The organism is Bacillus thuringiensis (assembly GCF_001595725.1).
GTDB lineage: Bacteria > Bacillota > Bacilli > Bacillales > Bacillaceae_G > Bacillus_A > Bacillus_A thuringiensis_K.
In genome coordinates, this window is sequence record NZ_CP014282.1 from 2112328 (window position 1) to 2138064 (window position 25737).

Below are 25737 nucleotides of genomic sequence, written 5' to 3' on the forward strand. Positions count from 1 at the left end.
TGAGAGTATGTAATTCATATGTTGGGCTAAAATGATAGATAAGAGGAATTTACTATTTATTTCATAAAAAAAATTAATGTTCTATTAAGGAAAGTATGATACATTAATCGTGAGTAAGATTCTATTTGTTCATGAAAGTGTTGAAAGTAGTCTCAAAATTTAAAAGTTATTTTTGTATAATAAATTATAATGAAGTTACAGGGGGGATGAATTTTGAAAAAATTCATAATCACTGGATTGTCTGTATTGTTATTAGTTGGTTGCGGTGCTCCACAGGAAAAAGAGGACGCACAATCAAAACAGGAAGAACAAGTTGTAAACGCAAGTGATGAGAATATGGTTGTATTTCCAGAAGGAGTAATGTCAATTGGAGAAGGGAAAGTAAAAGTTATTACTCCAGATGGTACTTCTGAAAACGGCAATATACCGACTGTATTCATCAAAAAGGATACGTTAATTCAGCAAGTTGAATTAGAACTTTCTAATTTTCAAAGTGATAAAGAAACATTCGTATTTGTAGATCAAATGTATACAGATAAACATCAAGTAACTAGTACAACGCAGACAACAGTGCAGTTAAAAGAAAAAATGCTGGAAACAGGTAGTCATACAATTACTGCAGTTCAGTATGAAAACAATGACCCGAAAGGAAAGGTTATTAGTTTTAATCAAGCAACATTTGAGACAAAACCAGCGTCTTAATATGAATAAAAAGTACATTACTCAAAAAGTAGTGTGCTTTTTTGTTTGGACTAGAGTGTGCAAGAGTGAATAACTTATTTCATTTTCTAATACGATTAAATAGGAAGAAATCACTTGTTACTACTATGACAGAGAAAGAGGTTGAATACGTGAATCGGTGTATTCGTATCATTTTGATTAGCCTAATGATGGCAGTAATTTGGTTTACGATACAAGAGTTTATGCAAATAACGCTCAATTATCAAATTCATGACTTGTTAATAGGGCTATTTGTTTTACCATTGTTTATCTATTATATCCCGCATTAACGGGCAGTAAGACCTCGCCTTAAAACTCGGAATAGGTGAGGATATTAGGTGGGAGATCAACTGTCCGTAAATGCGCGATTGGTGAGGGCTGATAATCATTGGAGATGAACAAACTCTCCAATGATTAAAGTTTAACTTTATGATAAACTCGGATTAAGGTGAGTTTTGCAAGAAAAATGTAGGTATTTCATTTGAAATGTCGAATAGTACATACGATGTTGTAATAACAAATTTTCTATTGTTTACTGTGAAACAGAAGAAGGAGAGATAGTGGTTATGAAACGAGCTCTTATTAATATTGATTATACATATGATTTTGTAGCGGAAAAAGGTGCTTTAACTTGCGGAAAACCAGGCCAAGAAATTGAGAAGGAAATTGTACATATAACGAAGCAATATATTGAAAATGGGGATTACGTAGTGTTTGCAATTGATAAACATGAAGAAAATGATGAATATCATCCAGAAGCGAAATTATTTCCTCCTCATAATATAGCAGGTACAAATGGTAGAGACTTATTTGGTGAGTTACAAGAAGTATACGAAACAAATAAAAATGCTGAGAATGTATATTATATGGACAAAGCGCGATACAGTGCGTTTGCTGGAACGGATTTAGAGATGAAGCTAAGAGAAAGAGGAATAGAAGAAGTTCATCTTGTAGGTGTTTGTACTGATATTTGTGTTCTTCATACAGCAGTAGATGCGTATAATAAAGGATTTAAAATTGTTGTTTATGAAAAGGCAGTTGCATCTTTTAATGCGCAAGGACATGAATTTGCACTTGGACATTTTAAATCTTGTTTACATGCAGAAGTGAAATAAAAAAAAGGCCTTTAAAAAGGTCTCTTTTATTTGTCCTTGTTCATTGAAAACAGCTACCGCAACGCCTACTAAATTGAATGGTCTTGATCCGACAACTTCGCTAATTTCTTCGATATACCCCATTGTAGGTAACCTCCTTAAGGAAAAATAAGAGCATATAAACTATTCGTTATTATATAAATATATTCCTCTTTATAAAGATGAGAGATGTCAAATATCTCATGTGTTTTATTTGGTAAAATATACATTAAAAAAGTCAAACAAAAACTTTGCCCTTTTTTGACCAAATGTTATAATAAAGGCAGAAAGAGATAATCTTTCATTCATAAATAATAAGGAGGAAAAAATATGCGTAATTTATTTCCAGAGATAACAAAACGTCAAAATGGTATTTTTGATTTTGGGCCTTCTTTATTAGAAGGGATGACAGATGCTTTCTTTAAGCCACTGAACATGGATACTTTTAAAGTAGATATTCATGAGCAATCTGATAAATATACTGTGAAAGCAGATTTACCAGGTTTTCAAAAAGAAAACATTCAAGTTGATTTTGAACAAGATGTATTAACGATTCAAGCAACTAACCATAATGAAGTAGAAGAAAAAAATGAGAATGGCACATATATTCGTAAAGAACGTTCTATAGGTTCTGTAACTCGACGCTTTAGTTTTAAACAAGTTGAGGGAGAAAATGTTAGAGCAAATTATAAAGATGGCGTATTGACAATTGAATTACCAAAATTGAAAGAAGAAAAAAACAGTAAGACAACAATTAATATCGAATAAAAGAGCTGATGAGTTCAGCTCTTTTTTGTACTTAGTTAATAAATAAATTAATTGAAATCTTAATGAGTAGAATAAAGTTGTAATATTAAAAAAAATCACTATTAGCTCCCTTTAGATTATTAAAAAGGGTATATTTAAAGGGAAAGGAAAAAGAACAGCTAGACATACTGTTTAAAGTGAATTAGTAATAGAGTCAAAATACATAGTAAGGGTAGTGGCATTTAAGATTAGGATAATAGATTTTTCTAGAACAAACTTAGGCGATTACGAATTTTTTAATTAGTAAGGAAGTGGTTAAATGAGCTTATTAACGCATACTGAAGAATTTTTTAATTATGTAAGAGAGTTTTTACTTTTAAGATTTTTACTATTTGCTTTAGTTTTAATCATTATTTCTTTTGTAATAAACCGTATTATTGATTGGTTTTTTAGGAAATCAAGCTTTTTTGATGAAGAGGTAGAGCAGACGATTCAAAGTGTAATTCGATCTATTTTTAGATATATCATTATCATCAGTCTTATCATATATTTAATTAGCCAATTTGTAGATATAAAAAGTATTATTGCAGGTGCAGGGATAGCTGGAGTTGTCATCGGTTTTGCTGCACAACAGATGCTAAAAGATGTTATATTAGGCTTTGCAAGATTAGCGGACAAAGAGTTTCGGGTTGGTGATTTTGTAACTTTTAACGGAACAAATTCAGGAACTATTGAAGAGATTAGTATTCGTTTTATGCAAATTCGTGAATGGTCAGGAAAACTACTTACCATCCCGCACGGAGAGATTAGAACGATACAAAATTTTAATAAAGGATGGATGCGTGTAATTGAACGCATCACGGTAAGTTATCAGGAAGATCCAACAAGAGTGAAGGAATTATTAGAAGAAGTATGTGTTATATGCAATGAAAAATTGAATCAAACTCTTTATAGAGTAGAGGATGAGGCTGTTGAACCATTTAAATACGTCGGTGTTACAGACTTAAATCCTAACTTGAAATATGTTGGGTATGAATTTTGTATTACAGGTTTAATAAAGCCAGAAGATTATTTTGAAACTTCTAGACAAGTAAGATTTGAATTAATGTCTATGTTCCATAAAAATCAAGTGCAAATGCCAGCAGCGAATATGGTTGTTACTACTGAAGGCTTACAGCATATCCATGGTGGACAATCTTTATCGGACAGCTAAAGTAGAATCATTTGTTAACAAAAATTTTGCTTCCAACATTGGATAGAATAACAATAATAAAATGATTGATATAAAGAAAGGGCTGAAGGAATTCGGTTCTTTTTTTATTTATAGAATTTAGAAATTTCTTAATGTTATAATTGTAGTTGGTGATGAGAATGAGCTTTGAAGAAAAAGAGATGCATCGTTTAGAAGCATTAAAAGAAATTGCTGAATTATTAAATGAAGCAACAAACTTACAGGATATGTTAGAAAAAGTGTTGCATACATTGTTACAAGTTATGAATTTACAAACAGGGTGGATATTCTTTATTGATGAAAGTGGAAAGCACAGCATGCTTGTAGACGAAAATTTACCAGAGGCTCTTACGTGGCAAGAGAAGAAGCCGATGTGTGAAGGAAACTGTTGGTGTGTAGAACGTTTTGTGAATGGGAGATTGGAAAAAGCGACTAATATTATTGAATGTAAGCGAATAGAAGATGCAATTGAATGTAATTGGGGAGAGACAGAAGATGTTACACATCATGCGACAATTCCGCTTAGGTCTGGATTGGAAAAATTTGGTCTACTAAATGTGGCTGCACCTCACAAGACTCATTTTTCAGAGGAAGAGTTAGCGTTATTAGAATCAATTGCATTTCAAATTGGAACGACAATACAACGTATTCAATTAGTTGAGAAAGAACGTAAATATGTAGTGGTAGCGGAAAGAAATCGACTTGCACGTGATTTACATGATTCAGTAAAACAATTGTTATTTTCTATTATGCTAACAGCGAAAGGTACTCTGAATATGACGCAAGATAGAGAATTGCAAGAGATGTTAAGTTATATTGGAGAATTATCACAAGAAGCATTACAAGAGATGACGCTATTAATTTGGCAATTAAGACCTGAAGGATTAGAGAAAGGATTAGCAGAAGCAATTCAAAATTACGGGAAGTTATTAGGAGTTCAAGTGGAAGTTCGAATTGATGGGATGGTTTTAATTGGGGATGAAATAGAAGAAGTTTTATGGCGTATTAGCCAAGAGGCGTTACATAATTGTAAAAAGCATGCTTCGTGTGAAAAGGTACATGTTCTTTTAAAAATAGAAAATAACCAGTTACATTTTTACATAGAAGACAATGGAATAGGATTTATACAAGAACAAGTAAGGGAATCAGCACTTGGTCTGAAAAGTATGAAGGAACGTATTCAGTTAATGAAGGGATCGTTTCAAATTACAACAGAGCTGAAAAAGGGTACAAAAATAGAAATTCAATTGCCGATTTGAAGGGGAGAATAAGGTTGAAGATTAAACTGCTACTAGTTGAGGATCATCATATCGTTCGAAGAGGACTTGTATTCTTTTTGAAAACGAGAGAAGAATTTGAAATTATTGGGGAAGCGGAAAATGGCGAAGAGGCATTACATTTCGTGCAAAAAGAAAAACCGGATGTCGTACTAATGGATGTATCGATGCCGAAAATGGATGGAATTGAGGCAACAAAACGTCTAAAGCAATACGATGAGACGATAAAGGTACTTATATTAAGTAGTTTTTCAGAGCAAGATTATGTTATACCAGCACTTGAAGCTGGAGCAGATGGTTATCAATTAAAAGAAGTACAACCTGAACAACTTGTCGCTTCTATTATTGCAGTATATCAAGGAAATGCGAATTTTCACCCGAAAGTAACACCTGCATTAATAGGGCGTTCCGCAGTAAAGAAGGAAATAGAAAATCCTTTTTCAATGTTAACGAAAAGAGAGCAAGAGGTACTTCGCGAAATTGCGAAAGGAAGAAGCAACAAGGAGATTGCAGCAGAACTTTATATTACAGAACAAACTGTGAAAACACACGTTTCAAACGTTTTAGCTAAATTGGAAGTGGACGATCGTACGCAAGCCGCATTATACGCAGTTAAACATGGGGAGAATTATTCATAAGTATGAATAATTCTATTATATCGTATGACAGAATACATAGGAGCAATTAAATTTATAGTAATCCCTAATATAGGTTTTTCTTCTTTCAATAATTAGGTACAATAAAGTGAAACTCTAATCAGTGGGGGACCATCCCCACTGATGATTAGTTTAACTAATCGGTTTTTACAGGATAAAGCTACGATGGAAGGGGAGGATATGCTATGCCTGATACAAGAAGTGGGATTGGAAAGATTCAGGCTTCGTTAAATGGTTTATCACCGAAATTGCGAAGTATTGCCGAACATATTTTGAAACATCCACAAGATGTTGTACATAAATCTATTACAGAATTAGCTGAAGTTACGAGTAGTTCCGAAGCTACGATATTCCGCTTATGTAAACACCTTGGTTTGCAAGGTTTTCAAGATTTAAAGATTACATTAGCTCGTGAAATTGTACATACACCGATGCAAAATATTCATGAAGAGGTATCAGCAGAAGATAGTATGGTAACTGTTGCTAAAAAAGTTTTTCATTCGCATATTACAGGACTGCAAGATACTTTACATTTGCTAAATGAAACGGCACTTGAGCAGGCTGTACGAGCCTTGCAAGAAGCAAGTCGAATTGAGTTTTATGGAAATGGTGGCTCTGGTATTATTGCAATGGATGCGTATCATAAGTTTATGAGAACGGGTATTTCTTGTATCGCTCATACTGATTCGCATTTTCAAATTATGGGAGCAGGTTTACTCTCAAAAAACTCAGTTGTTATTGGTATTTCTCATTCTGGTAGCAATAAAGGATTACTTGAAGCATTAGAAGTAGCGAAAGCAAGAGGGGCCAAAATTATTGCGATTACGAGCTATAAGAAATCAGCATTAAGTCAACTTGCTGATATAACGTTATATACATCAACACGTGAGACTGAATTCCGCACAGAAGCAAGTTCATCCAGATTAGCACAGTTAAGCTTATTAGATACTTTGTATGTAGGGTTGTCGTTGCAGCGACAAGAGGAAACTCTAAAAAATTTACAAAGTATACGTGAAACGATTTCGATGAAGCGAATATAAAAAAGCTCTTCAAATGAAGAGCTTTCAGACTGTAGACAAACTATTTTTGGAGAGTTCAAATGCTAAAAGTAGTTTGTTTCTTATTTTAGGGATAATTTATCCAATGACATTTATATGTAGTGCTTTCTATACTATAATTTACTATAAGTGAGGAAGGTGTCTTATGAAAATATCTGTTTATGTTGCAAGTGCATTTAGCAAGGATCATAAAGGCGGAAATAAAGCAGGAGTGGTATTTATTGAGGATACATTGACCACTACTCAAAAAATGGAAATAGCCAAACAACTGGGCTATGCGGAAACCGCATTTATATCAGAATCTGAACTTGCTGATTATAAATTTGAGTATTTTACACCGAAAGAAGAAGTTGATTTATGTGGTCATGCCACAATTGGCTCTTTCGCGATACTAATGCATTTAAATAAACTTTTCAGGAATCGCTATACGATTGAAACGAACAGCGGTGTTCTTACTATTACTATAAAAGATGACATTATATTCATGGAACAAAATAAACCGATATTCTATGATGTTGTATCTCCAAACGAGTTCATTGACTGTTTTGATAGTAAAGATATAGACAATAAATGCCCAATTCAAATTGTCTCCACGGGCTTAAAAGATATTTTAATTCCTATAAAAAGCGAAACACAATTACATGCACTGCAACCTAATTTTGAAAAAATTAAAGAAATCAGCAAGTATTATAATGTTGTCGGGATGCATCTATATACTTTTAATGACAATCGAATTATATGCAGAAATTTTGCTCCGCTATACGACATCAATGAAGAAGCAGCGACTGGAACTTCGAACGGTGCATTAGCTTGCTATCTTTATGAACAGGACTACTTGAAAAAAGAAGTCTATGTATTTGAACAAGGTTATTCTTTACACTCGCCTTCTGAAATATTAGTTAAATTAGCAACCAATAGCAAAAATAAAATAGAAAAAGTTTATGTTGGTGGCAAAGGATATTACTGTGAAACTAAGTGTTTACATGTAGAAAATATTGAGTGAAGAGCTTTTTTATCGGTGAGAAGTTTGTTAATTTATTTTGTTTTAGAAATATGTGACTTACTTATAGTCAATGATAAACTCTCATTTTTAAAAATTTAAAATAAAGACCGATTTGTGTAATAATTCAAATATTGTTCATAATTTCACAAGCTGTTTATGAAGTGTCATGTTATGATGAAGATGTAATGATGATTGAACACTTAAATTTGGTACAATAACTAGCCAAAGTAGTGAAGAAAGTAGTTGTGAGATAAACTCATTAAAATGCTAAAACACTAAAGGGGAGATCACATATGAAAGCAGTAGTGGTTAATAAAAACAGCAAAGCAAACATCGAAGTGATTGAAAAAGAATTACGTCCGTTACACTCAGGTGAAGCGTTAGTAGATGTAGAGTATTGTGGAGTTTGCCACACTGATTTACACGTTGCGAATCATGATTTTGGTAACACTGATGGCCGTATTCTTGGTCATGAGGGTGTAGGTATTGTTACGAAAATAGCTGATGATGTTACTTCACTAAAGATAGGTGATCGTGTAAGTATTGCATGGATGTTCCAATCTTGTGGACGTTGTGAATATTGCGTAACTGGTAGAGAAACATTTTGCCGTGAAGTTAAGAATGCTGGTTATTCAGTGGATGGGGGTATGGCTGAACAATGTATCGTTACAGCTGATTATACGGTAAAAGTACCAGAAGGATTAGATCCTGCTCAAGCATCATCAATTACTTGTGCTGGTGTAACTACATATAAAGCTATTAAAGTATCAGATATTAAACCTAGTCAACCTATTGTAATCTATGGCTGCGGTGGATTAGGTAACTTAGCTATCCAATATGCTAAAAATGTATTTGGTGCAAAGGTAATCGCAGTAGACATTAATGACGACAAATTAGCCTTAGCGAAAGAAGTTGGTGCTGATATGACTATCAATCCAATTTCTCAAGGTCCTGCTGATAAAATTGTGCAAGAGGAGTTTGGTGGCGCTTATGCTGCGGTAGTAACAGCAGTCTCTAAAGTAGCCTTTAACTCAGCAGTTGATGCAGTACGTGCTTGCGGTAAAGTAGTTGCAGTAGGGCTACCAGTAGAAACAATGGACTTAAACATCCCACGACTTGTACTGGATGGAATTGAAGTAGTTGGTTCTCTAGTTGGTACTCGTAAAGATTTAGAAGAGGCGTTTATGTTCGGTGCAGAAGGAAAAGTAGTGCCAGTTGTTCAAACTTGTCCTTTAGATAAAGTACAAAATGTATTCGAAGAAATGGAACAAGGTAAAATTCAAGGGCGTATGGTAATCGATTTTAAACAGCATAATTGTGATTGCAAATAATGCACTTTAAATATAAAAAGTATGAGTCTAACAAAGTACATGTAAAAAAGTTAGACGATATAAAAAAGATGATCTCTGTATTCAATAGAGATCATCTTTTTATATTCTACTAATATCAATGCCAATTCATACTTGATTAATGAGAAATGATTAAAGGTTTACTTTATTTGCAAACGAAAAGGAATCTTTATGTTTAACAAATTTTTTATGATCTGGAACGTTTTGAATTGCTACAATTTGCGAATCTCTTGCTTTCAGTGCATCTTGAATTCCGATGGTCATAAGCTTAATAAATAGAATCGTAATAAAGAATGAAGCGAGAGTATAAAAAATAATCCACCATGAAAGATTCATTTCATTACGATTTAATCCAATAAGACCTGCCCAATCATTAGATAGAGAAACAGGTTTGAGCACTCCGTCATAGAGTTCACGCATTTGTATGCCGCCAATTACAATGTTAAGCAACGCTAAATGGATAACGAGTATGAGTGTTTGGACGATATGTTCCATAAATAATACAAATAAGCGGTCAAGTAATAAGACTCGTAAGTGTTTTTTAATAATATGAAAACGACTAGCCCCCAGTAATTGTGAACTTAAGATGTAATCTTGTTTCATAAATTCATCAACCTCTGAGGATATGTATAAAGAAAGTGTAGGCAGAGCGACGAAAATAAGTACGAGTACTTGATAAAACGTAAATGAAATATTTGGATCTACCCCATCAGCATTTGATGTGATTATAATATTAACGGGCGTGATGAGTATGAATGCGATAAATAGAGTTGGAATATAATAAAAAACTTCTGAGCATGACTGGAAAAATCTCTTGAGTTTTGGAGCAAATAAACTTAAGAGGATTCCTATACATGTTCCGCATAAAATTCGAAAGAAGCTAATTGCCACGGCTAATAAAATAGTGAATTTTGCTCCTTCTACAATTTGTAAGAAAACAGACTCTCCAAAACGATCAGATCCAAAAGGTGGAATTAACGATGGCGGAAAGGGGGCCTTTCCAAGTAATTCGTTATTGTCATTGTAAAGTAATTGAGGAGGTTTTGGGATGTTATCTTTAAAGAACCAACTATAAATAAAACTAGCTGAAATAAGTATGAATAGATAAGTAAAGCCGATTAAAAAGCGTTTTGATTTCCAAATAGATTTCATAATGATACTCCTTTCAATTGCTTTTTCCATCTATTCATCATGAATGAAACTATTTGGAAAATGGCATAAAACGGTAAAATAATCATAACAAGTATGATAAATGCAGCTGGAGGTGAAACAAACGCCTTATTAAATAAAAATTGAATAATGCCTTCCATATTAAAAACAAATTCTAAAATGAATAAATTAGAAAGTAAGAAAACAAAAATCGTTTTTAAATGGTGGAAGAAGTGGATAGATATATTTTTGAATAAATGAATGCATAGTATATAACTTGATGAAAGGCCTTTTCCATATGCAACCTCTACGTAATGTTTTCCTTGCTCTTCTTTTATGTATAACACCATCATCCGAAACATTTGTAATGTAGGTAAGACAGCTAATGATAAAATAGGGAGTAAATAAGCTCGATTTTCATTAAAAGAAATAATAGTGACAGGAGATTCCCCAAATTTCTGAAGTACCCATATGAAAAATATTTGCAAACAAATCATCATCATCATATCAGGGACAGCTTCTAATATGAACACAATTCGGTTTATCCATTTTTTTATATAATCTTTTGCTAAAAAATAAAAAAATGCCATGCTAGATGATAAAAAGAGAGCAAGAAAAAAGGCTGAAAATAATATAGTAAATGAATATAGGTAAGGTTCTAAAACAGTTGGAAATAATGGTGTTTTTTTGAAATGGCCAAACTTCGGGTCTGATCCTATAATCACTAATGATTCAGGGGAAAAAACCTGTTTTAACATAGTAACGGTCTGATTAAAAAAATAAATTGGTTGAAAGGTAAATCCTTGTTGGGTGATAAATAAATAAGGTAAATTTAATAATAGTAAGAGTGATAAAAGAATTGATGAAAGCTTAATTGTGAATTGAGATATTTTATTTAACATTAAATCCCTCCGACATCTTTTTACAACATTATACAATAAATTCCGTGTTATTGTTTTTATTTTTCTGAAAAATAAAAATACTTTTTGGTTTTATAGTATGCAAGATATATTTACAAGATAAAAAAGGGTTAGTAGGGGGCCGCGATCTATGTTTATCAAGATAAAAGACTAGTGAACCTAAAACAATAAATAAGAGCAAAATGCACAGAATTCTCATTCTGCGGTTAGTTACTTTTCTTGGCTTGATGGTGATGTTACGTGACCGCTAAAAATGAATATTGTTTTTCAACTCTTTCTTCAAGCAAATAAGTAGAACGTATGGAGGACTATGTATGTGTTGTTAATGAGAGGAAAGAGTGTATTGCGTAACGAATATAACGTAAGTTTACCGCATGGAAAAGCTAAATGTAGTATATAAGTGAAATGGAATGAGGGGATTTATTTTTTGGTATGAAAAAAATTTTCTCTGTATAACTTGATAAATGAAAAAATATTTTATATACTAATTCATGTAAACGGTTTACTAAATCGTATTTTGCTAGAAATGAAGGGAAGATTCGCATGGAAACAAGGGGGAGAGTAATCGGGATTGATATCGGTACCACAAGTACAAAAACGGTTGTGTTCACAGAAAAAGGAAAAGTCATTGCATCACATGCAATCGATTACCCAATTATTCAACCGAATGTAGGATGGGCTGAGCAAGATCCTGATGTAATATGTGCCGCTGTATACAAAAGTGTAAGCGTTGCCATTGAAAAAGGTAATGTATTACCAGAAGATATTTCTTCAATCGGTATTAGTACAGCTATGCACGCATTAATTGCAGTAGATGAAAATGGTGCGCCATTAACGCGTTCTATCATTTGGGCAGATAATCGAAGTACGAAGCAATCAGAAAAATTATTACAACAAATGAATGGGCATGAAATTTATAGACGTACAGGTACACCGATTCATCCGATGTCACCACTTTCTAAATTGTTATGGATGAAAGAAGAGGAACCAGAGTTATATACAAGTGCCTATAAATTCATTTCCATTAAAGAGTATGTGATTTACCAATTATTTTCACGCTACGTAGTTGATTATTCGATTGCTTCTGCTACGGGGTTATTTAATTTAGAAACATTAAACTGGGATGAAGATGTTTTAACTATGTTACATATGTCACCAGAACAATTATCAACCCCTGTACCAACTACATATATTTTATCAGGTATGAAGCCAGAATTAGCACAGAAGATGGGGATAAGTGCAGAAACATCAATTGTCATCGGAGCAAGTGATGGGGTTCTTGCAAATGTAGGAGTTGGTGCGATATCACCGGGTGCGGCTGCAATTACGATTGGAACGAGTGGTGCGGTTCGAACAATCTCATCAAATATAAATACAGATGAGAAAGGGAGAACGTTTTGTTACGCATTAACAGATGAGCACTGGGTAATCGGTGGTCCAACGAATAACGGTGGAATATTACTGAGATGGTTACGTGATGAATTTGGTAGTCCAGAGCAAGAAGTAGCAAGAAAGCTCGGCATTGATCCTTATGATTTATTAATTAAATATGCAGAAAGCGTACCAGCTGGAGCGGATGGACTATTGTTCTTACCTTTCTTATCTGGAGAACGCGCACCTTACTGGAATGCAAATGCTCGTGGTACATTCTTTGGAATCAATCTTCAACATAAGAGAGAACATTTTATACGTGCAGTGATGGAAGGTGTTTGTATGAGTGTATATTCAGTAGCACTCGCAATCAGGGATTGTACAGGGCCACTTACTGAAATACGAGTTTCAGGAGGGTTTGCAAAATCTGCATTTTGGAGACAAATGTTGTCCGATATGATGGGAAAAGAATTGCTTGTACCTGAAAGTCATGAAGCATCTGCGCTTGGGGCAGCAGCAGTTGCTTTGTATGCTGTAGGAAAAATTGATTCTCTTGAAGAGGTAAAGGATTGGATTGATATTGTCCATCATCATGTACCGAATAAAGAAAATACGGCTATATATTTAGAAATGTTTTATATGTATGAACGACTTTACAATCGCTTGAAAGAAGAATTTGATTGTATAGCTGCTTTCCAACGTAAACAATAGGGGGATTGGGAGAAATGGTAGTTGGGATCGTACTAGCGGCAGTTGTCATACTACTTTTACTTATTACGGTAGTAAAATGGCATCCATTTGTCGCATTAATTTTAACAGCAATTGGTGTAGGATTAGCAATGGGAATGCCTTTAATTGGAACTTCACCAAAAGATCCAGGGATTATTGATTCTATTAAACTAGGGCTTGGTAATACGTTAGGATTTTTAGCAATAGTTTTAGCACTAGGAACGATGCTTGGAAAAATGATGGCCGAATCTGGTGGTGCTGAACGTATCGCTAACACATTAATTAATCGTTTTGGAAAGAAACGAGTTCATTGGGCGATGATGTTCGTTGCATTTTTAGTAGGGATTCCGGTATTTTTCCAAGTTGGATTTGTACTATTAATTCCGTTAGTATTTACAATTGCGTTAGAAACTGGGGTATCACTTATTACAATTGGTATTCCGCTAGTAGCAGGACTGTCAGTCGTACACGGACTTGTTCCACCGCATCCAGCGGCAATGGCGGCAGTTGGTATTTTTAAAGCAGATGTAGGGAAGACAATTTTATATGCGTTAATTGTCGGACTTCCAACTGCAATTATTTCAGGTCCACTTTACGGGAAATGGATTGGTGCTCGTATACATAAGGAAGTACCATTAGATATAGCGGAGCAATTTATTGAAAAAGATAATAAAAAAGAGCTTCCTAGCTTTTGGAATACATTGTTTACAATTTTACTTCCAGTATTTCTTATGCTTGGTGCATCAATAGCAGAAGTTGCATTAAATAAAACGAGTCAACTAGCACAAGTATTACACTTTATTGGAGATCCGATTGTGGCTTTATTAATTGCAACCATTTACTCTTTTTTTAGTCTTGGATATGCAAAAGGTTTCTCAAAAGATAAAGTGTTACAATTTACAAATGATTGCCTTGGACCTATTGCAAACATATTGTTAGTGATTGGTGCAGGCGGTGCATTTAATAAAGTATTATTAGATTCTGGAATTGGAACGACAATTGCAGATATGGCGAAAGAATCACATATTTCACCGATATTATTAGGGTGGGGAATTGCGGCACTTATTCGAATTGCAACTGGATCAGCTACTGTTTCTATGATGACAGCGGCTGGAATTGTTGCACCGATTGCAGCAAGTACACCAGGTGTAAATGTTGAACTACTAGCACTTGCAACTGGTGCAGGGTCATTAATTTTATCACACGTAAATGATTCAGGATTTTGGATGATTAAAGAGTATTTCGGAATGACTGTGAAAGAAACGTTATTAACATGGACTGCAATGGAGACTATATTATCTGTAGTAGCATTTGGGCTAATTTCGATATTAAATATATTTGTATAGAATAGGAGATTGATTAATATGAAACTAGGTTTAATTGGATTAGGAAAAATGGGATTCCCATTAGCTGAACACTTACATGAAGACAAGCATGAAGTAGTAGTATACGATGTAAATAAAGAGCTTGTTGAAAAGGCAGGAAAACTAGGAATTACTGCACGTCATACATTAAAAGAAATGATTGCTGAACTAGAAGCTCCTCGTACAATTTGGGTAATGGTGCCTGCAGGAGAAGTTGTAGAGTCAGTATTAAAAGATGTTTATCCGTTATTAGATGAAGGTGATATCGTTATTGAAGGCGGAAATTCATTCTATAAAGATACGTTACGCCGTGCTGAAGAAGCAAAAAGCTTCGGATTACATTATGTAGATATCGGTACATCAGGCGGTGTAGAAGGAGCTAGATACGGTGCTTGCTTAATGGTTGGTGGAGAAAAAGAAATTTACGACCAATTAGAACCTTTATTTAAAGATTTAGCAGTAGAAAATGGCTATTCTTATGCTGGCCGTGTTGGTAGTGGTCATTTCTTGAAAATGGTTCATAACGGTATTGAGTACGGCATGATGCAAGCAATCGCTGAAGGATTTGAAGTACTAGATAAGAGTGACTTTGATTTTAATTATGAAGATGTTGCAAAAGTATGGGCGAACGGATCAGTTATCCGTGGTTGGTTAATGGACTTAACTGAAAAAGCATTTGCAGAAGATCCGAAACTAGATGGCATTAAAGGTGTAATGAACTCTTCAGGAGAAGGAAAATGGACTGTTGAAACTGCACTTGAACTTCAAGCTGCAGCACCAGTTATCGCTATGTCATTATTTATGCGCTATCGTTCTCAGGAAGATGATACATTCCATGGAAAAGTAGTTTCAGCACTACGTAATCAGTTCGGTGGACATGAAGTTGTGAAAAAATAAGGATGTTTTTGAAAAGAAACTTGTGCATAAGCGCAAGTTTCTTTTTTATAGTTTAAGAAACTACTAATTTAAAAATACCAATCAATCATCGTTTTTTGTCACAAATGACAGCTTCAACGTTCATTGAATGAACAATATATTCTATATTTTCTTCTTTAGCTAATAATAAGGTTATAAAGGAATTAAATATACTCATAAACGCATACTCATTATCTTCGCCAGTAATAATTAACTCATTATTGCTAATGTCCCAAATATCTAATGGAGTAGTATTATCTACCGCTAATAATCCGTTTGTATCAAGAATTGGTTCAGAGAAATATAAATTTTTTGCACCTTTAGAACCGAGGAGTTTAAGTAATTTATGTAATAAAAATATAGACGTATAATCTTCTGTTGGATAATAAAGATCTTTTTTTAAGTTTGAATATAGCTTTTCAGCTAAATCCTCTCTTTTATATTCTTCTGTAAAAGCACCAATGGAAGTCAACATGGCCATTGCTAATTCTGCGTATGAATGTAATCCACTATAAGACATCATTTCCTTCCAAGAAACGGATTTCCCATTATGAATGATTTCTTCAGCGCTAGGATAGATGTGCTCATATGGTCTTTTTCTCACAGACTTTTCCCATCCTAAAGGCATTTGGACAAAAGGGTGTAGCAATATAGCTGCAGATTTACAGGTGCTTGGTAGTTGTTCTAAAATTGGTGATTTGTCATCTAGCCAAATGTAATCCAACAAAATATAACCTCCTCTTAGACTTTGAAATGTACGGATTCCCGCATTATGTTTTTTGTATTGATTGTATCAAATATAAAGCGCTGCATGAAATATGTCCCAACATAAAAGTAAGAATAAATAAAATGAAGTTTTCATAAATAGTAAAAGGGTGCTTATGTCATCAGTATAGCTAAGAAATGTTGTTACATATGAGAAGAGCGTGTTAATAAAATATGAGGTGGTTAAATGGGAAATGAGCAAGTGAAGTCTGTAAAGGAAGAAAAAAAGTTATGTCTTTGTATGATCGTCAAAAATGAGTCTAGAATTATGGAAAGATGTTTAAATGCAACAAAATCAATTGTAGACTTTGTTTCTATTTGTGATACTGGATCGACGGATAATACGCCTGAAATTATTGAAAATTGGTGTAAGGAAAATGAGATACCTGGGACGGTTCATCATGAGCCGTTTAAAAACTTTGGTTATAACAGAAGCTTAGCTGTTTCGTTAGCGCAAAAAACATACCCAGAAGCAGATTATTTATTAATATTAGATGCAGATATGATTTTAGAGGTTGGTCCGAATTTCGATAAAACGAGCTTAACGGAAGATCATTATCTTACACTGCAATATGATGTTCATATTAAATATTGGCTTACGCGTCTTTTAAAAGCTTCTTTACCATGGAAATCTGTCGGTGTTACTCATGAGTATTGGGATATAGATCGTTCAAAAGTTGGAGCGAATTACAATACGAGGGTAGCTCGGTTAGAGACTCTTGTCGTGAATGATCCCGGAGATGGCGGGAGCAAAGCTGATAAATTTGAAAGAGATGAGAGGTTGTTGTTACAAGGAATAAACGACCCAGAAACAACGCCAGATTTGCATATAAGATATTTATTTTATTTAGCTCAGACTTATTTTCATTTAAGTCAATTTGAGAATTCAATTAAATGGTATAAAAAACGAGTGGAAGCAGGAGGATGGGTTGAAGAGGTATTCTATTCGTTATTGCGAATAGGATTTTGTTATGAGCAGTTAGCAAATCGTTCAGCAAATAAACAAAATGAAGTGACAGATGCTGATGAAAAAGAAACTGTTAAAGGGCAAGAAGAGCAATATTTAGCATTAGCTGTTTTTTATTTTCAAAAAGCTTGGGAATATAGACCAACCCGGGCTGAACCATTATACCAACTTGCAAGGTTGTATCGATTACGATCTCAAAACAATATTGCTTTGATGTATGCTCTGCAAGGGAAGGAAATTCCTTTTCCAAAGGATGATCTACTATTTGTAGATTATCATGTGTATGATTACTTATTTGACTATGAAATTTCTATTAGTGCTTTCTATATACCTCATAAAAAACATTTAGGAGCGGTGTCGCAGAAGTATTTGGAATCGATAAAAGAAAAGATTCCATTTCATATAGCAAATATAGTAGAGAATAATGCGAAATTTTATTAAATACATTTTCGGTTAAAGGAGTAGTGGAGTAATCATGGAATTAATGCGATGGGCGATTGAACTAGGAGAATCGGTGCATGGAAATACGTATGAAGAATTGATGCCACTACTAGACTATTATTATGATCGTGATCATTTAAAAGCGTATTGTATCGCAAATCTTCTTTTAAACATGGATGTATTAGATGAGGATCGGGAAAGAATCGAATTAAGAAGATGCATCGCTGCTTATTATGCTGGATTATATAAAGTAGCAAGAAAACATGCAAATGAGTTGGTACTTAAACATCCAGATGTAGATTTATATAAAAATAATTTAAGATTAATGGAAGTTTATTTGAATAAAGAATATGATTATTGTCTTTTTATATGCCCAAAGACATACGGTAGTTTCATAGATGTTGCGCGAGCTTTAAAGTGGCGGTTGGAGCAGGAGGGAAATACCGTAATTATATCAGAAACAATACTGGAAAATGTAAAGAATACAGTTGTTTTTGGAGCACATACATACGCATATAACCCGAACCTTCTTCCGAAAGATGCAATTATTTATAATTTAGAACAGCTATACGAAGGAAGTCCATATGCGCACCCCCTTTATTTAATATTATTAAAAGATAGAGTGATTTGGGATTATAGTAAACAAAATATAGAATGGCTTAAACAAAAAGGGGTAGGAAAAGAAATAAAACATGTAGAAATGAACTATGCTCCCACTTTGGAAATAAAAAAAGATGCATTTGAAGATGAGATTACTGAAGATATTGATATTCTGTTTATAGGTGCTCTTAATCCGAGGCGGCAAGCTATTTTTGACCACCTAAAAGCGGTTGCGCCGAATTTAAATATAGTTTTTAAAAATAATGCGTGGGGAATTGTTAGAAATGAATTGATTGCTAGAGCTAAAATTATATTAAATATTCATTTTTACTTATCAGGAATTCTTGAAACACCTCGCGTGTCTTATGCAGTCGCAAATAAGAAATTTATTATTTCCGAAAATAGTAATCCAGAAGATGAGGTAGAGTGGCCAGGAATTGTATTTACTCCGTACGAAAAAATAATTGAAAACGTAATGAAATATATAGAATTACCAGAAGAACGGAAAAAATTAGCGGAAAAAGCATATAATCATTTTGAAGCAAATGAAAGTTTAGGTACGTTGAGTCTGAGAGATGAAACAAAGTAATTGTACGAAACTCATACGAAAGTATGAGTTCTTTTTTGTTTATCATACTATTTTATGAAGCAAGTTAACTCTTTATATTGTGTTTTGTATAGAAATTTCTGATAATATATAAGTAGAACTTGAAAACAAAGGGGAGAAATAATCATGAAACTAGTCGTTATTAACGGTACACCAAGAAAATTTGGTAGAACTCGCGTGGTGGCGAAATATATTGCGGATCAATTTGAAGGGGAATTATATGATTTAGCAATTGAGGATTTACCTTTATACAATGGAGAAGAGTCACAACGTGATTTAGAGGCAGTAAAAAAATTAAAAACGTTAGTGAAAGCTGCGGATGGGGTTGTATTATGTACACCAGAATATCATAATGCGATGAGCGGTGCGCTGAAAAACTCTTTAGATTACTTAAGTAGTAGTGAATTTATTCATAAACCAGTTGCGTTGTTAGCGGTTGCTGGTGGCGGTAAAGGTGGAATAAATGCATTAAACAGCATGCGAACGGTCGCTAGAGGTGTTTATGCAAATGCAATTCCAAAACAAGTTGTGCTTGATGGATTACATGTGCAAGATGGTGAACTTGGGGAAGATGCAAAACCATTAATTCATGATGTAGTTAAAGAATTGAAAGCATATATGAGCGTATATAAAGAGGTGAAAAAACAACTAGGAGTGGAGTGATATGTCCTCACTTTATCATGATTCTCGCTTGTATTACATTCTAGGAGCCAATAGTCTATCTGCTATTGGTTCCGGGATTGTTATGATAACGATTCCTTGGCTGTTAATTAAAGAGAGTGGAGGAGAGACAACATTTGGTTATGTTTCTATCATTGCAACCCTCATTATGTTTTTATTAACACCATTCATTGGGCAAAGTATTGATCGTTTTTCAAGAAAATCTTTATTGCTATGTAACGAAGGAATCGGAATAGCCGTAATCGGAATAATGGTTATATGGGGATTTGCTGGGCAACCTTATCATTCTATTCACTATATTCTTATTTATATAGCCGGATCATTCTACTATTTATTATTTTATCCTACAATATTTGCGTTCAACCAAGAGATATTTCAAGCAGAACATTATAAAAGTTTAAGTGGAACGATGGAAATACAAGGACAGTTAACACAAGTTATTTCTGGAGCGGCCGCGAGCTTCTTAATTGAAATTGTATCTTTGAAGTGGATTTTGTTAGTAGACATGTTAACTTTTGCTGGAGCATTTTTTCTTTTCTTATGTATACCGTACGTAAAGAAAAAAGAAGTGAAAAGAAAAATAACATTTAAGAAGCAATTGTTTGAAGGAATTCACTTTATGAAAAAATGTCCTAAGCTCTTTTGGTTCTTACTGGCCACTTATATGCCGTTTATAGGTGTCATGATGGCAAATTATTTAATACCAGTGTATATTTCGGATATACTAAAAGCCAATGCCTCTGTATACGCAATAGAGGGCACGATGTACGGTGTCGGAGCGGTTGTTGCAGGGATCTGTATTCCACTCATAATGAAATATATCAAAACAGAAGTTTCAATCGTTATGACGATGTTCATTTATGTAATTTCAATTACTGCAATGAGTATTGAACCTTCTGTATTGTTTTTATATGGACTAGCGATTTTTCATGCAATTGGAAATGCGGGTACAAGAGTGGCGAGAAATGTATTGATGATGGAGGAAATTCCAAATGAAGTAATGGGACGTGTAGACAGCTTATTTCGCCTAATTGGTACTGGAATACGAATTGTATTATTAATGTTGTTTACAGCGGGTGTATCTAAAGCCGGAGTAATGCTTCCATTTTACGTATTAAGCTGCATATTGATCTTCTCATTAGGAATAGCTATTTATTATGTACTATCACAACGTAAAGTAGCGGCGAATGTTTCTAATAAATCAATCGTTTAAAAAAACACTTCTGCCTCCCTTTCTTTTTTTATATAATAAAAAGAAAGGGAGTGCAAACTTATTTATGAACAAATGGATCTTTCTTATAATTTTATTATTACCGCCACTATATATCATTTATATGACGTTTAGAATGAACAAAGTTGCTCGTGAAAAGTTGAGCTATCACTCTCCGTACGTTCTTATACTGGGTGCAAAGTTATTTGGAGATAGACCGTCTTTATCTCTTCAAAATCGTTTGGATGTAGCGTTGGAGTATTTATTTTCCCATCCTGAATCGAAAGTAATTGTTTCAGGTGGTCAAGGAGAAGATGAAGATATACCGGAAGCTCACAGCATGAGAAACTATTTAATGGTACACGGTATAGATGAGAGTCGTATTTTAATAGAAGATCAATCTACAAATACGTATGAAAACTTAAAGTTTAGTATGGATTTATATAATGTGAAACATGCAGTAGTTGTAAGTAATACGTATCATTTATATCGAACGAAAATAATTGCAAAGCGTTTAGGCATGAAGATGGAGGCACTAGCTGCTGAAACACCAATTCGTTCTAAGAGAAAAATGTATGTTCGCGAATATGCTGCTATTATGAAAACAATATTGTTCGACCGTTAGAGCTCAAATGTGAGCTCTTTTTTAATTTAAAAGCGTATCATTTGAAATGAATGCCATATTCCATCAAAATAAAGGAAACAACAGTAAAGGAGTTGTATTTGTGATTCAATTTAATCATGTGTCAAAATCGTATGAAGATGGCACGAAAGCAGTGGATTCATTGCATTTAGAAATTAAAAAGGGAGAATTTTTTGTTCTTATCGGTCCGAGTGGTTGCGGGAAAACAACGACAATGAAGATGATTAATCGTTTAATCGAAACGACTGAAGGATCGATTTTAATCGATGGAAAAGATATTCAACAATATAATATAAACGAATTACGTTGGGATATAGGATACGTGTTGCAACAGATTGCTTTGTTTCCTCATATGACAATCGCTGAAAATATTGCAGTTGTTCCTGAAATGAGGCAATGGAGCAAAAAGGAAATAAAAGCACGCGTCGATGACTTGTTACATATGGTTGGATTAGATCCGGATATATATCGAGATCGTATGCCTGATGAATTGTCAGGAGGACAAAAACAACGTGTCGGTGTCGTGCGAGCATTAGCCGCAAACCCGAAAATCGTTCTTATGGATGAACCATTTAGTGCGTTAGATCCATTAAGTAGGGAACAGCTTCAGAAGGATATTGTACAGTTGCAAAAAAAGATTCAAAAAACAATCGTGTTCGTAACACATGATATGCAAGAAGCATTATCACTTGGAGATCGCATTTGTATTATGAAAGAAGGAAAAGTTGTTCAACTAGATACACCAGAAGGAATTATACATAATCCGAAAAATGAATTTGTAGAGGAGTTCATTGGAAATCATGGGCGAACTTGGTATGAGGGGAAAAGTGTAGCAGATGTATTGCCACTTGATCAAAGTGTGCAATTAGAAGGGCAGGCGCTATCATTACATTCTTCCTTACAAGAAGCACTAGTTCGTGTGCGTGATGAAGAGGTCGTTCCAGTTGAAGAAAACGGTCAATATATTGGAGCGTTAACAAGTCGTCATATTGTCAATTACATTGTTGAACAAATGAAGGAAAGAGGCTAAACAGTGACTAATTTTATACAAACGTTCCAAGAACGAAAAATAGAATTACTAACTGCATTAAGTGAGCATTTACAAATATCGCTTATTTCATTATTTTTTGCAGTAATTATAGCAGTGCCACTTGGCATCTTATTAACAAGAAAAGAACGAATGGCTGAATTTATAATAGGAACTTCTGCAGTAATGCAGACAGTGCCATCACTTGCATTGCTTGGACTCTTAATTCCGTTAGTAGGAATCGGAAAACTTCCAGCGATTATCGCATTAGTTGTGTATGCACTATTACCTATTTTACGAAATACATATACAGGAATAAGGGAATTAGATGAATCTCTAATAGAAGCCGCGAAAGCTATGGGGATGAATAGCTGGAGAAGATTGTGGAAGGTAGAACTTCCTCTTGCATTGCCAATTATTATGGCCGGTATTCGTACAGCGATGGTATTAATTGTTGGAACGGCTACATTAGCAGCTCTCATTGGTGCTGGTGGGCTCGGTAAGCTTATATTATTAGGTATAGATCGAAATGATCATGCACTTATCATTTTAGGGGCCGTACCAGCCGCGTTACTCGCTTTATTCTTTGATATAGTACTTCGCATACTTGAACGACCGAAACGCTCTTCTAAGCGTGTTATATTGATGATATGTATTGTTTGTATAATGATTGCTTCTCCATTTCTTTGGAGTACAGAAAAGAAAGATATTGTTATTGCGGGCAAACTTGGATCAGAACCTGAAATTTTAATTCAAATGTATAAGCAGCTTATTGAACAAGATACAGATTTACACGTACAATTAAAACCAGGTCTTGGGAAAACAGCATTTGTATTTGAAGCGTTGAAATCAGGGGAAGTAGATATATACCCAGAATTTTCAGGAACAGCTTTATCTACTTTCGTGAAAGAAGAACCAAAGAGTACAAATCGTGATGAAGTATATGAGCAGGCTCGCGTTGGAATGGAAAAGAAATATAATATGATTATGTTGAAGCCAATGGAGTATAACAATACATATGCACTAGCCATGCCGAAAAAAATAGCAGATCAAAAGAATATAAATACAATTTCTGATTTAGGGAATGTTGCGCAGGAAGCCAAAGTAGGATTTACATTGGAATTTGCTGATCGTGAAGATGGTTATAAAGGAATGCAAAAATTATATAACTATAAGTTCTCGAATGTTAAAACGATGGAGCCGAAGCTGCGTTATAGCGCAATTGAATCTGGAGATGTTAACGTAATTGATGCATATTCAACAGATAGTGAATTGGAGCAATACGGACTGAAAGTGCTAAAAGATGATAAAGGGCTATTCCCACCTTATCAAGGAGCACCATTATTAAGAAAAGAAACGTTACAGAAATATCCTGAACTTGAAAAGGTATTAAATAAATTATCTGGAAAGATTACAGATGAAGAAATGCGAAAAATGAATTATGAAGTTAACGTAAATGGTAAAAGTAGTGAAGAAGTCGCAAAACAATTTTTACAAAAAGAGAATTTACTTCGTTAAATTTACAAGGAATATACAAATTTATATGTTTGAAATGACCGTTCATTACAAAATGAGCGGTTTTTTTGTGCATACTTATACATTTTTTCAAAAAAGTATTCCATTTTTGCTCATTTTCTTTTAGAATAAGTAATGTTTTCCTGAAAAAATATAAGAGAAACGTCTATTAGAGAAAAAGGTGACTTTAATAGTTGAACGAACATAACACCTAGAATGACAGATGGGGTGGTACAAATAGAAAAGAAGTTAGGATTTTTTCCATTAATCGCATTAGTAGTTGGAACAATGGTTGGTGGCGGTGTTTTTAGTTTACCGCATGATTTAGCAGTAGGAGCAAACAGTGGTGCAATAATAATTGGCTGGTGTATTACAGCGATGGGAATGATTCCCCTTGCGCTCGTATATCAAACGTTAGCAAGACAAAAACCGGAACTTGAAGGTGGAATTTATAGTTATGCACGTGCTGGTTTTGGTGAATATATTGGATTTAATAGTGCTTGGGGATATTGGCTAGCAGGAATCTTAGGTAATGTCGCAACAATTATGTTACTGTTTAGTACATTAGGTTATTTCTTTCCAATTTTCAAGGGAGGAAATAATGTTGCGTCTATCGTTGGGGCATCACTTTTATTATGGACACTTCATTTTCTAATTTTATTTGGGATCCGTGAAGCTTCTATTATGAATGTTATCGCAACAATAGGGAAGTTAGTTCCAATCGTTTTATTTATTGTTGTAATGGTAACAGCCTTTCGCTGGGACACATTTACACATGATTTTTGGGGAGAAGGAACGATCTCACTTTCCGCTATACTTGGTCAAGTGAAAAATACAATGCTTGTAACACTTTGGGTTTTCATTGGAGTTGAAGGAGCGGTTGTATTATCTGGAAGAGCGAAGAATAGTCGAGATGTTGGTAAGGCAACAGTATTGGGACTTATTTTAGTAATGTCCATTTATATTTTAATTTCTGTCCTGTCAATGGGAGCTATGACAAGAGGCGAACTTTCTGTGTTAGAAACTCCGTCAATGGGACATGTATTAGAGCACGTTGTTGGTCCATGGGGTGCAGTTGCGATTAACATCGGATTAGTTGCTTCACTTGTCGGTACATTAATTGGCTGGTTTTTACTTGTTTCTGAAATTTCTCATGTAGCAGGAAAAGATGGCGTATTTCCGAAAGTCTTTACGAAAACAAATAAAAAGCAAACACCACACATGGCATTATGGATTTCAAATGGTGTTGCCCAAATTATATTTATCATCGTTTTGTTTTCGGAATCAACATATCAAATTATGTATTTCATTGCATCAACATCAATTTTATTACCATATTTATTATCAGCGTTATTCCAATTTAAATTAGTCATTACAAACGAGCTAAGGGACGCTAAATTCAAAAACGGAGCGTTAGCTTTAATTGCTTCTATTTACTCTGTATGGCTTCTTTATGCAGCTGGTTTAAAGAATTTACTACTCGTTTCAATTGTGTATGGAATTGGAATTATTGTTTACACGTTTGCAAGAAAAGAACAAGGGAACCGTTGCTTTGCAGGTGCAGAGAAATATGTGATGTGGGCAATTATTATTGCGGCTATCACATCACTGTATATGTTATTAACTGGAAATATAAAAATGTAAAAAGTCCTTTTCATT

Annotated in this window: 23 protein-coding genes and 2 pseudogenes; 21 read left to right on the forward strand and 4 right to left on the reverse strand. The window is 34.2% G+C overall.

Annotated elements, in window-relative coordinates; all coding sequences use genetic code 11:
• Window positions 1–213 precede the first annotated feature (213 nt).
• The 3 genes and pseudogenes from AXW78_RS10800 (at window position 214) to AXW78_RS10805 (ending at window position 1835) form a co-directional block, all read left to right on the forward strand.
• On the forward strand, window positions 214–702 hold the full coding sequence (locus AXW78_RS10800) for a putative periplasmic lipoprotein (RefSeq protein WP_000713498.1): 489 nt from the start codon (window positions 214–216) through the stop codon (window positions 700–702).
• Between the two features lie 65 nt (window positions 703–767).
• Window positions 768–1033: pseudogene (locus AXW78_RS32050) on the forward strand (hypothetical protein).
• Between the two features lie 253 nt (window positions 1034–1286).
• Complete coding sequence (locus tag AXW78_RS10805) at window positions 1287–1835, forward strand: cysteine hydrolase family protein (protein WP_061884120.1); 549 nt, start codon at window positions 1287–1289, stop codon at window positions 1833–1835.
• On the opposite strand, the gene AXW78_RS34360 is transcribed toward AXW78_RS10805, so the two are convergent.
• Entirely contained in the window at window positions 1815–1958 is a 144-nt protein-coding gene (locus tag AXW78_RS34360; protein ID WP_165375023.1) for a hypothetical protein, read from the reverse strand. The two genes, AXW78_RS10805 and AXW78_RS34360, sit on opposite strands and share 21 nt — an antisense overlap.
• 225 nt (window positions 1959–2183) lie before the next feature.
• Here AXW78_RS34360 and AXW78_RS10810 point away from each other — a divergent pair, with 225 nt between their 5' ends.
• The 7 genes from AXW78_RS10810 (at window position 2184) to adhP (ending at window position 9156) form a co-directional block, all read left to right on the forward strand.
• A complete protein-coding gene (locus AXW78_RS10810) occupies window positions 2184–2621 on the forward strand; it encodes an Hsp20/alpha crystallin family protein (protein WP_001245048.1) in 438 nt (145 codons plus the stop codon).
• A 298-nt stretch (window positions 2622–2919) separates the two neighbouring features.
• Complete coding sequence (locus AXW78_RS10815; RefSeq protein WP_000055370.1) at window positions 2920–3813, forward strand: mechanosensitive ion channel family protein; 894 nt, start codon at window positions 2920–2922, stop codon at window positions 3811–3813.
• A 179-nt stretch (window positions 3814–3992) separates the two neighbouring features.
• Entirely contained in the window at window positions 3993–5090 is a 1098-nt protein-coding gene (gene casK, locus AXW78_RS10820; RefSeq protein ID WP_180986082.1) for a two-component system sensor histidine kinase CasK, read from the forward strand.
• A 14-nt stretch (window positions 5091–5104) separates the two neighbouring features.
• Entirely contained in the window at window positions 5105–5746 is a 642-nt protein-coding gene (casR, locus tag AXW78_RS10825) for a two-component system response regulator CasR (RefSeq protein WP_000694627.1), read from the forward strand.
• A gap of 203 nt (window positions 5747–5949) precedes the next feature.
• Complete coding sequence (locus AXW78_RS10830) at window positions 5950–6804, forward strand: MurR/RpiR family transcriptional regulator (protein ID WP_001113484.1); 855 nt, start codon at window positions 5950–5952, stop codon at window positions 6802–6804.
• Window positions 6805–6967: 163 nt separating this feature from the next.
• The gene (locus tag AXW78_RS10835; RefSeq protein WP_000704311.1) at window positions 6968–7825 is read left to right on the forward strand and encodes a PhzF family phenazine biosynthesis protein; all 858 of its coding nucleotides are present in this window, start codon (window positions 6968–6970) and stop codon (window positions 7823–7825) included.
• Between the two features lie 293 nt (window positions 7826–8118).
• A complete protein-coding gene (adhP, locus tag AXW78_RS10840; RefSeq protein WP_061884121.1) occupies window positions 8119–9156 on the forward strand; it encodes an alcohol dehydrogenase AdhP in 1038 nt (345 codons plus the stop codon).
• Window positions 9157–9306: 150 nt separating this feature from the next.
• Here the strand turns inward: adhP and AXW78_RS10845 are convergent, their stop codons facing one another.
• Together AXW78_RS10845 and AXW78_RS10850 are read right to left on the reverse strand one after the other, a co-directional pair.
• Window positions 9307–10326, reverse strand: a complete 1020-nt coding sequence (locus tag AXW78_RS10845; protein WP_000836567.1) for an ABC transporter permease — start codon at window positions 10324–10326, stop codon at window positions 9307–9309.
• On the reverse strand, window positions 10323–11225 hold the full coding sequence (locus AXW78_RS10850) for an ABC transporter permease subunit (protein ID WP_000932688.1): 903 nt from the start codon (window positions 11223–11225) through the stop codon (window positions 10323–10325). Before AXW78_RS10850 ends, AXW78_RS10845 begins: the two co-directional genes overlap by 4 nt.
• Before the next feature lie 561 nt (window positions 11226–11786).
• On the opposite strand from AXW78_RS10850, the gene gntK reads away from it, so the two are divergent.
• The 3 genes from gntK to gnd are packed head-to-tail and all read left to right on the forward strand — an operon-like array spanning window position 11787 to window position 15604.
• On the forward strand, window positions 11787–13325 hold the full coding sequence (gene gntK / locus AXW78_RS10855) for a gluconokinase (protein WP_061884122.1): 1539 nt from the start codon (window positions 11787–11789) through the stop codon (window positions 13323–13325).
• Between the two features lie 14 nt (window positions 13326–13339).
• The gene (locus AXW78_RS10860) at window positions 13340–14689 is read left to right on the forward strand and encodes a GntP family permease (RefSeq protein ID WP_061884123.1); all 1350 of its coding nucleotides are present in this window, start codon (window positions 13340–13342) and stop codon (window positions 14687–14689) included.
• An 18-nt stretch (window positions 14690–14707) separates the two neighbouring features.
• Entirely contained in the window at window positions 14708–15604 is an 897-nt protein-coding gene (gnd, locus tag AXW78_RS10865) for a phosphogluconate dehydrogenase (NAD(+)-dependent, decarboxylating) (RefSeq protein WP_000765982.1), read from the forward strand.
• Between the two features lie 68 nt (window positions 15605–15672).
• Here the strand turns inward: gnd and AXW78_RS10870 are convergent.
• Window positions 15673–16435, reverse strand: a pseudogene (locus tag AXW78_RS10870) (DUF2711 family protein).
• A 139-nt stretch (window positions 16436–16574) separates the two neighbouring features.
• Between AXW78_RS10870 and AXW78_RS10875 the strand changes: the two are divergent.
• From AXW78_RS10875 to AXW78_RS10910, 8 genes are all read left to right on the forward strand, one after another.
• Window positions 16575–17795, forward strand: coding sequence for a glycosyltransferase family 2 protein (locus AXW78_RS10875; protein WP_000526227.1), 1221 nt, complete (start codon window positions 16575–16577; stop codon window positions 17793–17795).
• A gap of 34 nt (window positions 17796–17829) precedes the next feature.
• The gene (locus tag AXW78_RS10880) at window positions 17830–18984 is read left to right on the forward strand and encodes a CgeB family protein (protein WP_000422329.1); all 1155 of its coding nucleotides are present in this window, start codon (window positions 17830–17832) and stop codon (window positions 18982–18984) included.
• Between the two features lie 144 nt (window positions 18985–19128).
• The gene (locus AXW78_RS10885; protein ID WP_000780352.1) at window positions 19129–19665 is read left to right on the forward strand and encodes an NADPH-dependent FMN reductase; all 537 of its coding nucleotides are present in this window, start codon (window positions 19129–19131) and stop codon (window positions 19663–19665) included.
• 1 nt (window position 19666) lies between these two features.
• Window positions 19667–20896: an MFS transporter gene (locus AXW78_RS10890; protein ID WP_000097158.1), complete on the forward strand. Its 1230-nt coding sequence runs from the start codon at window positions 19667–19669 to the stop codon at window positions 20894–20896.
• Window positions 20897–20960: 64 nt separating this feature from the next.
• A complete protein-coding gene (locus tag AXW78_RS10895; protein ID WP_001045714.1) occupies window positions 20961–21518 on the forward strand; it encodes a YdcF family protein in 558 nt (185 codons plus the stop codon).
• 100 nt (window positions 21519–21618) lie between these two features.
• Complete coding sequence (locus AXW78_RS10900) at window positions 21619–22566, forward strand: ABC transporter ATP-binding protein (protein ID WP_000614074.1); 948 nt, start codon at window positions 21619–21621, stop codon at window positions 22564–22566.
• Window positions 22567–22569: 3 nt separating this feature from the next.
• A complete protein-coding gene (locus tag AXW78_RS10905) occupies window positions 22570–24081 on the forward strand; it encodes an ABC transporter permease/substrate-binding protein (RefSeq protein ID WP_000181011.1) in 1512 nt (503 codons plus the stop codon).
• Window positions 24082–24294: 213 nt separating this feature from the next.
• A complete protein-coding gene (locus tag AXW78_RS10910; RefSeq protein ID WP_000129445.1) occupies window positions 24295–25722 on the forward strand; it encodes a basic amino acid/polyamine antiporter in 1428 nt (475 codons plus the stop codon).
• Window positions 25723–25737 lie beyond the last annotated feature (15 nt).

Excerpts from the sequence above, each read along its gene's own strand:
- AXW78_RS10805 (WP_061884120.1), top strand. The coding sequence starts at position 1,287 with ATGAAACGAGCTCTTATTAATATTGATTATACATATGATTTTGTAGCG.
- AXW78_RS34360 (WP_165375023.1), bottom strand. The coding sequence starts at position 1,958 with ATGGGGTATATCGAAGAAATTAGCGAAGTTGTCGGATCAAGACCATTC.
- AXW78_RS10810 (WP_001245048.1), top strand. The coding sequence starts at position 2,184 with ATGCGTAATTTATTTCCAGAGATAACAAAACGTCAAAATGGTATTTTT.
- AXW78_RS10815 (WP_000055370.1), top strand. The coding sequence starts at position 2,920 with ATGAGCTTATTAACGCATACTGAAGAATTTTTTAATTATGTAAGAGAG.
- casK (WP_180986082.1), top strand. The coding sequence starts at position 3,993 with ATGCATCGTTTAGAAGCATTAAAAGAAATTGCTGAATTATTAAATGAA.
- AXW78_RS10830 (WP_001113484.1), top strand. The coding sequence starts at position 5,950 with ATGCCTGATACAAGAAGTGGGATTGGAAAGATTCAGGCTTCGTTAAAT.
- AXW78_RS10835 (WP_000704311.1), top strand. The coding sequence starts at position 6,968 with ATGAAAATATCTGTTTATGTTGCAAGTGCATTTAGCAAGGATCATAAA.
- adhP (WP_061884121.1), top strand. The coding sequence starts at position 8,119 with ATGAAAGCAGTAGTGGTTAATAAAAACAGCAAAGCAAACATCGAAGTG.
- AXW78_RS10845 (WP_000836567.1), bottom strand. The coding sequence starts at position 10,326 with ATGAAATCTATTTGGAAATCAAAACGCTTTTTAATCGGCTTTACTTAT.
- AXW78_RS10850 (WP_000932688.1), bottom strand. The coding sequence starts at position 11,225 with ATGTTAAATAAAATATCTCAATTCACAATTAAGCTTTCATCAATTCTT.
- gntK (WP_061884122.1), top strand. The coding sequence starts at position 11,787 with ATGGAAACAAGGGGGAGAGTAATCGGGATTGATATCGGTACCACAAGT.
- AXW78_RS10860 (WP_061884123.1), top strand. The coding sequence starts at position 13,340 with ATGGTAGTTGGGATCGTACTAGCGGCAGTTGTCATACTACTTTTACTT.
- gnd (WP_000765982.1), top strand. The coding sequence starts at position 14,708 with ATGAAACTAGGTTTAATTGGATTAGGAAAAATGGGATTCCCATTAGCT.
- AXW78_RS10875 (WP_000526227.1), top strand. The coding sequence starts at position 16,575 with ATGGGAAATGAGCAAGTGAAGTCTGTAAAGGAAGAAAAAAAGTTATGT.
- AXW78_RS10880 (WP_000422329.1), top strand. The coding sequence starts at position 17,830 with ATGGAATTAATGCGATGGGCGATTGAACTAGGAGAATCGGTGCATGGA.
- AXW78_RS10885 (WP_000780352.1), top strand. The coding sequence starts at position 19,129 with ATGAAACTAGTCGTTATTAACGGTACACCAAGAAAATTTGGTAGAACT.
- AXW78_RS10890 (WP_000097158.1), top strand. The coding sequence starts at position 19,667 with ATGTCCTCACTTTATCATGATTCTCGCTTGTATTACATTCTAGGAGCC.
- AXW78_RS10895 (WP_001045714.1), top strand. The coding sequence starts at position 20,961 with ATGAACAAATGGATCTTTCTTATAATTTTATTATTACCGCCACTATAT.
- AXW78_RS10910 (WP_000129445.1), top strand. The coding sequence starts at position 24,295 with ATGACAGATGGGGTGGTACAAATAGAAAAGAAGTTAGGATTTTTTCCA.